This is a genomic window from Neptuniibacter sp. QD37_11 (assembly GCF_047778105.1).
Lineage (GTDB): Bacteria > Pseudomonadota > Gammaproteobacteria > Pseudomonadales > Balneatricaceae > Neptuniibacter.
The window spans coordinates 790511-801428 of record NZ_CP180554.1; the positions used below are offsets into that span (position 1 = coordinate 790511).

Annotated in this window: 10 protein-coding genes; 7 read left to right on the top strand and 3 right to left on the bottom strand. The window is 43.6% G+C overall.

Annotated features, from left to right (window positions below; translation table 11 throughout):
* Positions 1 to 49: 49 nt before the first annotated feature.
* The 4 genes from ACMXYT_RS22525 (at position 50) to ACMXYT_RS22540 (ending at position 4785) form a co-directional block, all read left to right on the top strand.
* Positions 50 to 691, top strand: a complete 642-nt coding sequence (locus ACMXYT_RS22525; protein WP_415912659.1) for a hypothetical protein — start codon at positions 50 to 52, stop codon at positions 689 to 691.
* 75 nt (positions 692 to 766) lie between these two features.
* Entirely contained in the window at positions 767 to 1897 is a 1131-nt protein-coding gene (nrdB, locus tag ACMXYT_RS22530; protein ID WP_415912660.1) for a class Ia ribonucleoside-diphosphate reductase subunit beta, read from the top strand.
* Positions 1898 to 1980: 83 nt separating this feature from the next.
* Positions 1981 to 4017, top strand: a complete 2037-nt coding sequence (locus ACMXYT_RS22535) for a single-stranded-DNA-specific exonuclease RecJ (protein ID WP_415912661.1) — start codon at positions 1981 to 1983, stop codon at positions 4015 to 4017.
* A 9-nt stretch (positions 4018 to 4026) separates the two neighbouring features.
* Positions 4027 to 4785 (top strand): hypothetical protein, encoded by a 759-nt coding sequence (locus ACMXYT_RS22540; RefSeq protein WP_415912662.1) that lies wholly within the window; start codon positions 4027 to 4029, stop codon positions 4783 to 4785.
* Between the two features lie 27 nt (positions 4786 to 4812).
* Here ACMXYT_RS22540 and ACMXYT_RS22545 read toward each other — a convergent pair whose 3' ends face one another.
* Positions 4813 to 6351: a hypothetical protein gene (locus ACMXYT_RS22545; protein WP_415912663.1), complete on the bottom strand. Its 1539-nt coding sequence runs from the start codon at positions 6349 to 6351 to the stop codon at positions 4813 to 4815.
* 111 nt (positions 6352 to 6462) lie between these two features.
* Between ACMXYT_RS22545 and ACMXYT_RS22550 the strand changes: the two genes are divergently transcribed.
* The 3 genes from ACMXYT_RS22550 to ACMXYT_RS22560 are packed head-to-tail and all read left to right on the top strand — an operon-like array spanning position 6463 to position 8618.
* Entirely contained in the window at positions 6463 to 6648 is a 186-nt protein-coding gene (locus ACMXYT_RS22550) for a hypothetical protein (protein WP_415912664.1), read from the top strand.
* A gap of 34 nt (positions 6649 to 6682) precedes the next feature.
* Positions 6683 to 7420, top strand: coding sequence for a hypothetical protein (locus ACMXYT_RS22555; protein WP_415912665.1), 738 nt, complete (start codon positions 6683 to 6685; stop codon positions 7418 to 7420).
* A gap of 10 nt (positions 7421 to 7430) precedes the next feature.
* The gene (locus ACMXYT_RS22560) at positions 7431 to 8618 is read left to right on the top strand and encodes a thioredoxin fold domain-containing protein (protein ID WP_415912666.1); all 1188 of its coding nucleotides are present in this window, start codon (positions 7431 to 7433) and stop codon (positions 8616 to 8618) included.
* 82 nt (positions 8619 to 8700) lie between these two features.
* Here the strand turns inward: ACMXYT_RS22560 and dnaQ are convergent, their stop codons facing one another.
* Positions 8701 to 9438, bottom strand: coding sequence for a DNA polymerase III subunit epsilon (gene dnaQ / locus ACMXYT_RS22565; protein WP_415912667.1), 738 nt, complete (start codon positions 9436 to 9438; stop codon positions 8701 to 8703).
* Positions 9439 to 9489: 51 nt separating this feature from the next.
* Positions 9490 to 10854: a replicative DNA helicase gene (locus ACMXYT_RS22570; RefSeq protein WP_415912668.1), complete on the bottom strand. Its 1365-nt coding sequence runs from the start codon at positions 10852 to 10854 to the stop codon at positions 9490 to 9492.
* Positions 10855 to 10918 lie beyond the last annotated feature (64 nt).

Sequence of the window (10918 nt, forward strand, 5' to 3'; positions counted from 1 at the left end):
AACACTATTATTATAACACTAATAACAAAAACCAGACCAGAGCGTATCCATGTGTAAAAGTAAAAAAATCCTAAAATCACTTGTTGCAGCAATTGCTTGCAGCAGTACTTTTGCCGTTGCGGCGGATTTTAATTACAAGTTACCCAGCGATAATGGCGCCGTAGTGAGTTACAGTAACCCGCTAATTATTGAGGGCGAAGTGGAGTCCGTGCGCGCTGGTGATCACATAAAGGTTCAGATAAAGGATTACAAGGAGCGTCGAGATGACCCACGCTATAATGACGAATATAGGCGTTTAGAGGGTATCTCTGGTCCCGGTTACTACCACAAGGACCGAGGGCAGTTCGAGATGCATATTGCAGGCCTAAGAGAAGCTGACGTAAAGAAGTATAGGGCCGCATCACTAGCATTCTCGAAGTATGTACTCGATGATGCACCAGTGGAGCTAATCTGCATAGGAAAGAATGAGCAGATGCAAATCCCGGAATGCATGCTGCTGATAGGTGATATTGACTATGCGCATGGTGTTATTTTCGAAGGACTGTTTAAGTATGACCGCACAAACCAGCTGCATGAAAAAGATGCTAGAAGTTACGCAAAAGCTGAAGAAGTAGCAAAGCTAAAGCTAAAAGGCGTTTGGTCGTCAGGCTATGGCATGTTTGAGCTTAATGACGAGAACAAACTCGAATAAGGGTGTTTTCTGAGTATTTAATAAGTGTTATACTAAATAGTATGCGAATAAAAACTCAGAAATAGGTACACCAATATGGCTTACCAAACCTTTAGACCTGAAGCGAATGATGCTCGCCTAGAGCCTATGTTCTTCGGGAATAGTGTTAATGTTGCGCGCTATGATCAACAGAAGCACCCACTTTTTGAAAAACTGATTGAAAAGCAATTAAGTTTTTTCTGGCGCCCGGAAGAGGTAGATTTATCTACCGATCGAATTCAGTTCCAAGCGTTGCCAGAGCATGAAAAACATATTTTTGTCAGCAACTTGAAATATCAAACCCTTTTGGATTCTGTTCAGGGGCGTTCGCCGAATATCGCATTCCTGCCTGTTGTATCCATTCCAGAACTCGAAACATGGCTGGAAACATGGTCCTTCAGTGAGACTATCCATAGTCGTTCATACACACACATTTTGCGTAATATTTTTAATGACCCATCAGAGGTCTTTGATAACATCGTAAATGTGCCTGAAATCCAAGAGCGTGCGTCTGCCGTAACGAGTGAATATGATGAATTCATTGAGCTTACTCAGTTATATCAAGCGATTGGTGAGGGCGTTCACACTATTAACGGTGAAGAGAAAGATTGCACGCTGCGTAATCTGAAGAAGTGTGCGATGAAGACCATGGTCTCAGTTAATGCACTGGAAGCAGTACGCTTCTATGTGAGTTTCGCATGCTCATTCTCGTTCGCTGAGCGTAGCTTGATGGAAGGTAATGCAAAGATCATTAAGCTAATTGCGCGTGATGAGGCACTTCACCTGACAGGCACACAGCATATTTGTAATCTCTGGCGCAGCGGCGTAGACGATCCTGAGTGTGCAGAAATATGGAAAGAAAACGAAGAAGAATTTACAAAAATCTTTTTTGATGCAGCTGAGCAGGAAAAAGCATGGGCAAAATACTTGTTTAAGGACGGTTCTATGATTGGCCTTAACGAGCAAATCCTGTGCGATTATGTTGAGTACATCACCAACGTAAGGATGGGCGCATTGGGCATGAAAAAACCGTACCCTGAGCGTAAGAATCCACTGCCTTGGATGAACGGTTGGCTGCAAAGTGACAACGTTCAGGTTGCCCCACAAGAAACTGAAATCAGCTCTTACTTGGTCGGCCAGATCGATAATGAAGTTGATGAAAACGACTTTGATGGCTTCGCTCTGTAATTCCTCTGTGGCACCTTTGGGTGCCACAAGCATCTCTCCTTCTAACATATTAAACCGTTAATAAACTATCGTAAGGTATTACTATGCAATTAAAAATACGTCCAATTAAAGAAAAAAAGACGAAGAGCCACTCGGACATCGTGCATAATAACCCTTTATTAAATCAAGTTTATCTGCGTAGAGGTATTGAGAGCCCATCTGATCTTGAATACCCTATCAGCAAGTTACCTAAGCCAGATACCCTTAAAGATATTGATAAGGCCGTTGATGTCTTAAGTCGTCATATTATGGCTGACAGTAGTGTGCTAATTATTGGTGACTTCGATTGTGATGGGGCTACAAGCACATCGACAGGCAAGAAAGGGTTAGAGTTGTGTGGCGCTAAGAATGTTGACTATATACTCCCGGATCGCTCAATTCATGGTTATGGTTTGACCCCTGCAATTGTTGAGCTTGCAGCTGAATATAAACCCGATCTGATTATCACAGTGGACTGTGGTATTTCATCTTTCCAAGGTGCAAAAGCGGTAGAAGAGATGCTGCCTTCCTGCGAGCTGATTATTACCGACCATCACCTACCTGATGAGTCTGGTAAAGTTCCACCTGAAGCGTCTGCAATAATCAACCCATCCCAACCGGGTGATACATCAGGGCTAAATGGCTTAGCGGGTGTTGGTGTGATGTTTTACACCATTATTGCACTTAGGGCTCACATGGAGAAAAAGGGTTATTTTGATCAGCTCAACATTGATAAACCAAGCCTTAGTAGCCTGATTCCTTATGTGGCACTGGGCACTGTAGCTGATATGGTGCCAATGAAGTATCACTACAACAGAACAATTGTTTCTCATGGCCTGCGATTAATTAATAGTGCCGACACCTTAGATGACAAGGGCAATCCAGTATTTAGCTTAGCCCCCGGGCTAAGGGCTCTTATTGAAGTATCTGGCAAGACTATAGGTCAGGTGGATGAGTTTACGTTTGGTTTCGGGTTGGGGCCTCGTATTAATGCTGCAGGTCGATTAGAGGACGCTACAAAGGCTGTGCAAATGCTTATTTGTGATGATTACCATCATGCAAAAGCATTGGCAGAGGATCTTGATGCAACAAACATTGAGCGAAAGCAACTTCAGGCAGAAATGCAGGGTGAGGCAAGGGGGATTGTTGAGCAGATAAATCTCGATAATGAGAATGACCAGTGTGCTTACGTACTTTACAACCCGGATTGGCATGAGGGGGTTGTTGGACTGGTTTCTTCTTACATTATGAAGGAAATGAATGCAGCTGTAATATCATTCACAGCGACTGCAGAGCTGAAAGAAGCACAGAGACAATTGGCTCGAGCTGAAACCGAGCCAGAGCGTAAGCAAATTGAAAGCCTGATGCAGGATATGCTAATAAAGGGCTCAAGCCGTTCAATTCCGGGATGTCATCTCAAGCACGCATTGGATGGCATGTTTAAAAAGAACCAAGATATGTTGCCAAAATTTGGTGGTCATGCTGCCGCTGCTGGCTTAAGCATTCCACTCAAGTATCTGGATCAATTTACGCGTGAATTTAGCCGTGTGATTGAAAAAGAATTTACCGCGGACATGAAAGCAGGATTGATGCGTGTTGATGTCATGAATCCTGATGAAGGTCTGATCACTATCGACAATGCGATAGAGATAAGTCAGGCAGGCCCATGGGGAATGGAGTTCGAAGCACCGGTGTTTGGTGGTGAATTTGAGATTGTTAACTTCATCCCTCTTGGTGCTGAGAAAAACCATGCTAAGTTATTCTTGAGGCCAATAGGTGGTGCTGAAACATTTGAAGCCGTTTGGTGGCGTTGTCGTGATGAAGTTTACGGCTTTCCATTCAAGAAGAATCTTGAGGCAGTATTTAAAATCGAAGTAAATGAATTTAGAGGCGCACGTAAGGTTCAGCTTAATATTGAATATGCGCAAGATCCTGAATGGATAAAGGAAAAGCTTGCTGAGATTGAAACTGGTGTCGAGGTTAAAGATGATCTAGGGTATACACCTGTGACACCGCAGGACCCTAACTATGACCAGCAGACTCAAACGCAAAATAAGAAACAAGTGGTTGAAGTCATTTCAGAAGAATGTTCACTTTTCTGAGGGGGAATTATGAGTAGTGTATTGATACTATGTGGCAAGACCTGTTCGGGGAAAACGTTCCTTGCTCAGCTACTGAAATCTGAGTTTGGTTATGAGGAAACAATAAGCACGACAACACGTGCCCCTCGGCAACATCTTAATGAGATTGATGGTGTTAGCTATCACTTCACGGATGAAGCGCATTTCCTTGAACTAGAGGCTAAAGGTGAGATGGCTGAGTCATTCTGCTTTACAGATGAGAGTGGTGCGCGTATTCATTATGGCACAACAAAAGAGGCAATTACTCAGCTAACTGATATGCAGAAGAAAGTTGTCGCTGTTTTGGAGCCTGAAGGGGCTGTGAATCTTCATAATTATTGTGTTCAAAACAACATCCCTGTTTCAATCGGCTATCTTGAATGTCCTGTGAGTTTGCAAATGCAGCGCTATCAAGCGGAGCGTATTCATAATGGGAATATTGAATTTACAGAAGGTGAAAAAAAATCCCATATAGACCGGTTAAATCGGATGAATGGTATTGAAGCCATGTGGGATGCATTGCCGTCCTATGATTTTTACATTCCTGTACTGGAAGGTGAGGATGCATTGCGTGACTATGTTGAGACATTAGAGTCACATGCGGAACTCTTTTCGAGCATTGAGGAATATAAAGAACCATTAAACCTTAGCAAAGCAGCGCCGAGCTCATCTGCATTGGGGGAGCGACTGTTTGATAAGATGTTGTCATCGACAAAGCCTGAGTCCTCTATAGGGTTCTCTATCCGGTAAAAAAAGCCCCTCAGGGGCTTTTTGGACTCAAGAGGGTGAGGGGGTATTGTCATCCCGGCGGTTCGCATAAGAGCGATTATTTTGCTTACGGAAGCCCTCGAAAACAAATTCATTATTCATTGATGTTTTCATTCCAAAGCCAAGTGCCATATCTACAAAGCCTTTAAATTGCTGGTGGTCCTTAACTGCATTACCCACCTTAGCAAGGACTTCGTTGGCAATAGTATCACTCTTGTCAGCAATAGCATTCAGCGCTCTTGTTTTGGTGGCATCGGCTAGTCCATGCTGTTTCTCATAATATGAAGCCGCCGTTTTAAAAATAAACTGACCTACAAAAGAGAGCTTTGCACCTTCAGGGTTAATTGAGACTTCATTTGCCAAAACATTGGTGCAGAAGTCGATAATATTTCCGTTTTCCATCAAACTCTTCATTGCAGGCAGGTTGCGAGAACGGATACCGGCATAATCATAAGTCATTTCCTGTGGAAGATAGTTCTTATCCGGCTCAAATGACCAATTCTTACTTTTGGAGGCGGCGGTTCCAGCATTAGCACACTGTTGGAGATATTGACGGTTAATATGGTTCGGACATTTCTCCATACCGGATTTTAAATAGGCTGAGAAAATTAAGCCCTTATTGCCATAAGTATCGATTAATTCAGCTAGGGTGTCGCCACTGGAATATAGCGGCGGCTGGCCGACGTCTTCGCAAGCTCGCATAACAAACTCAATCAGTGTTTTCGGGTCCGCATGCTCCTTGAAGCGCGCTATTTCGGACATAGTAACGGCCGCCGCAAACTTATGACGTGCAGACGGGTAACGGCGCAGATCCTCTAGGGGCTTGGCATGCCGCTCAATGTAGTCTTCATAAGAGTAGCCTTTCGGGCGTTGTGCAACAGAATGGTACTCACCACGGTAGTCACGAATACCGCCTGCCATCTTTTTACGCTTCTCTTGCTCCTTAACCCACTCTGCATTCATACCCTGTTCGTTATGCATTCCCAAGATATCATCCTTGGTAAGTGCTATTCCCTTGTTTTCGATAAAAACGGGCGGGATGGTCGATGCTGTATTGACCGTTGGGTAGTAGTAAAAACGGCTTGGGTTGCCGCATTGGATATCACTAGGCAGATCAGACACCAGCGCATGGAAGCATTCTTCCCATTCCTTGATGGGAATGGGCTGATCTAGCCTGAGCATCATGCGGAGTTTATATGGCGCGTTTTCGTTGTGACTGAAAGTGGAGTAAACAAGGTGGTCGTATGCCGCAAACTTTTCTTTTGCAATATCGTAAGCACCTTCTTCATCCAAATCGAGTACCAGCATAGAGATGGCCGCGATGTTCGCATCGACACGTTGGGATGTGCCACCGCTCGGTCGAGGTTGGTCAATGATTTTATCATCTGCAACCGGAACTACGGGCATAAAGCCTTCAACCTCTTTTACATCAGAAGGCAAATGGTCCTTAAAGAAAGAAACAATGTCATTCCATGTAAAATCACGGGTCTTATTGAGCGTTGTATCCCGTTGGCCATCTAAAGTGATAAAAGGGATTTTAGCTGTCATGATGCGAGCCTTTCATTCTTATATTTATCAATATTATAACATCTTTAAAAAAGCCTTCATAGCATGGAGGTGGCGGTTTAAAAATGTTATAGTTAAATGATAGGAGGGCTTATGTCACAAGAAGCTAAAAAAAAGATCAGTAAGCAAACCCTTTTACGTTACCGCGCGTTGAATCAGGAAATGCATCAGGTCGAAACTGACCGGAAGGTGTTGCTATCTCCAGAAGAGCGCATGCTTGTTATAGAAGATTTCCGTCGTGTGGAATTTTTAAACAAGCAGCCGGGTGACGGACAGTAAATACGATCAGCCTCACATTTAGGAGAGTCGCCTAATGGAAATCAATACCGAGTTGGTGCCTGAACCACCTACACAAAAAAAAGAAAGGGAAATTGAGGATGTAGAGCTTCAAAATCCTGCGGATGATCTCAGTCCTGAGGAAAGGGCAGCACTGGTGGATTTAGAAGAACTATCGAATGCAATTGATAGCAATCGCTTCAGTGTTAGTGCTGCAGAGATAAATCTCCAAAAACAGCGTTTGGATGCAGAACAGACGCGAGCTCAGCAAGTCGAGACTGAAGTGCAGCAGCAACAACTTGAGCAAAGTGAGATGCAAAAGACGCGCAATCAAGAGGGTCTTGAGAGTGGTATGGAGGATAACTCCAGCTCCAATAGCGCCGCTGCCAATTCTTCAAATAATTCAAAGGAAGGTCAAGAGTTCGTTAAGACTAGTGCTGAAAATATAAATGAACTAAATGAAGTACAAGAACTCTCAGATATAGCCGATGGTGGTTTTGCTCCATTAATGCAGCAAAGCGAAGGCTTGGAAGAAGGTGCAGAAAAGACCATCGAAGGAAAGATGGAAGGTAAGTCCCGTCAGGCTGGGTTTGCATTAACTCCTATTCAACAGATGCTAAAGAAAAATAACCCTGATGCCAGTTTAGACGAACTTCGTGACCTGCAGGCTGAGTTCACTCGGCAAACCGAAAATCCAAGCTACCAGATGCGTAGTCTGGAAGAGCTGAGAAATATACAAAATGAGGGGCCTAACAGCCCATCTTTAACTCGATAAGAAAACTATGATGAAAATAAATGTATTTAATGCCGTAGTTGGTATAGCACTATTTGGTCTGGGTGGTCTAACGGGGCACCTAATTACTGAGCATTCAGGCTCTGAGCGACCTGATATCACGGATATTGCAACAAAACTTCAAATGCCTCATGGTACTCCGATAGAGATTAGTTATATAGCCAATGCACCTGTCATTAAGCTAAGATCAGCTGGCGGGCATGAATTATATGTAAATGACGATGTGGATTTCGCATTTAAGGGCGCTTTGATTTCTATTGATGCGATGAAGCAGACATTTGCAGCCAATATTAATCCAAAAGTTCCTGATGGGTTGGGAGAGGCCCAGCACCGCGTTAGCACCGATGTTGAAAACACGGCTCCCCGTAAGGTGGCGGTAAAGGTTGATACAGAATCCCAAATAGGATTAGTGGCTAAAACTACGGCAAAGGACCATGGTCAGATCCAGCCAGTCGCTAAGCCTATTGAAATTTCTTCTGATACTAAAAAAGCGTTAGAGAAGAAATTAGCAGCATTGAAAGCGGGAAAATCAAATATCGCTAAGGCTTCTCCTAGCACATCACCGAAGAAAAGAGTCAGTAAAGAAGTACCGAGTGAAGTACCCTTGCTGAAAATCGGATATCGCCCAGATGGCACGAAAATGACCAAGGCTGAAAAGCAGGCGAAGGTGGCTGAGATTATCAATAAAATCCCCGAAGAGATGTTTATTGCAACTTATCCAGCAGTTGGTGAGAAAAAGCGCACCATGGTTGTGTTTAGTGACTTTACGTGCGGATACTGTAAGAATCTTCATAACATTATTCCAGATTTAAACAAATCTGGTGTTGAGATTAAGTATCTTGCTTTTCCAAGAGCACTGGCGGCTGATATGCAAAAGGGACACATTAGACAAAGGAGCCGTAAGGTTGCTCAGCTTATGTCATACGCAGCATGTGCGAAAGATCCTGAAGCAGCATTAGACTATCTTTATAAGAACAATAATGTTGAGTATGAAGAATGTGATGCTGACTCAAAGGTTAGTCCTGAGGCTGTAGGTATGGGTGTACAACTGGGGCGATTATTTGGTGTTGAAGGCACTCCATTTTCCGTATTTGACACAGGTCATGAATTGAGTGGTGTGGGTAGCGCAGGTGTGATGAAAAAGTACATTAATTCAATTTCTAACAGCGATGTAGAGTAATTGAATTGTTAAATGTGAAAAGCCAGCATTTGCTGGCTTTTTTATTGAAGTGGCTTGTTAAGGAGAATAACTTTTTATGATTCTAGGGCCCATAATCCCAATCAACTTCCTTTTCAGATTTCTGGCGTATGGAGTTGATTTTTTCAAGGTGCTGAATCGCTTCGGTCTCTGATGCTTTAAGGACGTTCAGACCACTCCCGTCCACTCTAACGATATTTTCCAGTAGATTGGAGGCCTTAGCTACACGTTTATCATCTGTTAGTGAAAGGTCAGTTTGAACGGTAGTGAGCAGGAGAAATACATCAGCGAGTAGCTGAGAATCCAACAATGCGCCGTGATCTGTACGTTCAGACAGGTCTATGCCGAAGCGCTTACACAGGGCATCCAGTGAGTTTCTTTGATTAGGGTTGGCTTGCTGAGCGTATTTTAAAGTGTCGAAAACAGGTGGCATATGGTCCGAAATTTTACCGAAACCTGCTTGAACAAATTCAGCATCCAAAAAGCCTACATCGAATGATGCGTTATGTGCAGCCCATTGACGCCCTTGTAGGAAATCCCATAATCCTTGCGCGTGATCAGCAAAGATCATTCCGTTGCTTAGCTCTTTAATAGATTCATTATCGATACCGTGGATGTCCGTTGTTTCTTCGGGAATGTCGCGTTCAGGGTCAAAATATAGCTGTAGTTTCTCTTCCGTAACCTTTCGGTTGTTAACAACAATGGCACCAAATTCAACAATCTTGTCACCCGTCTCAGGATCAATACCAGTGGTCTCGGTATCGAATATAACAATCTCGCCTGCTAAATTAAAATCTGACATATTAATAGTCCAAAAATCACCGAATTATATAATTATAATATTTATCAATAATTATTGATAGGTATTGAGCGGAGGACACTCGGTCATCGTGAGATTCCCATTTTCAATCCACGGGGCGAAGTGCATATGATGTCCCTTGAAGGCCGTTTTAATTGTGCCCTTTTGGCCTGCACGTTGTTTGCCGATAATAATTTCAGCCAACTCCGGGAATTCAGTATCCGGATTGTAAACGGTGTCGCGGTACAGGAATAAAATAACATCTGCATCCTGCTCAATATTACCGGATTCACGGAGATCCGACATGATCGGTCGCTTATCTACGCGCTGCTCTAGCGATCGGTTGAGTTGGGCAAGAGATACGACCGGAGCATTGGTGAGTTTAGCTAATGCTTTCAGGCCCATGCTAATATTACCAAGCTTTGCAGAATCAGTGTCGCCGGGTATGCCCGTTCGACGGAACAGTTGAAGGTAATCGACCAGAACAAGACTAATTTCACCTTTAGATGCCTCGCTCCGCACCCATGTTTCAAAGTCACGGTATTCTAGGTAGCCTTTTTCTTCACAATCTTCGATTAGCAACCGATCACCGAAGCTGGAGAGCCATTCCCCGGCTTGACGGAAAGATGCCGCATCACCGCTGGTTAGTTTACCCTCACGTAGTTTGCTGTAATCAATTTTAGCGATGCAGCAAATCAATCGTTCGATTAGTTGCTCAACCGGCATTTCAAGAGAGGCAATGATGATTTTGCCCGTCGTGAATTTAAGCGCGGGGAGAACGCACTGAAGACCGAATACGGTTTTACCCATCGAAGGTCTGGCACCGACAATAATAAGGTCCGTACTGTGAAGGCCTAGCGTCTTATCATCAAATTCAGGAATGCCTAATTGAAGACCCCGGCCACCGCTATGTTTCTTTTCACTAAATTTCGTAAGGTATCGATCAACAGACTGCGTCGCGTTTTTTACGCTGCCAGAATGAATTTCATTGGACAGCCTCACGGCATCGAAAACTTTAAGGCTTTCACTCGGCAGATTGATTAGCTCATCAGCTGTGGCGCGATTAACGCGTTTTTGAACCTCTGAAGCAGCATTTAATATATCGCGTTTATTTCTATACCCACGCAAATCACGTGCAAGGCACTCAACATCCTCATCAATGGTAAAATTATTGTACAGCCAACTGATGTAATCGGGCGCAACGGTACCGTGGAGCCGGTCGACTAGCAGAGATAGTGTGAATTCCGCCTTATTAGCATGAGCATCGGCCAAAATATCATGAATAGCTCTATGTTCAATAGAGGTAAAATCACCTGCATTGATAAAGCTTGATATCTGAGCAAATCGATAGGGATGATTCAAGCAAACGCCAAGCACTTGCTGCTCAAAAGGCATATGTTCAGTTGTTTGAATAGCCATTTACGGTCCTTATTATTTGAGGGAAATAATAAAACAAAAAAAAATAGAATGTCAAGTTGTCTTG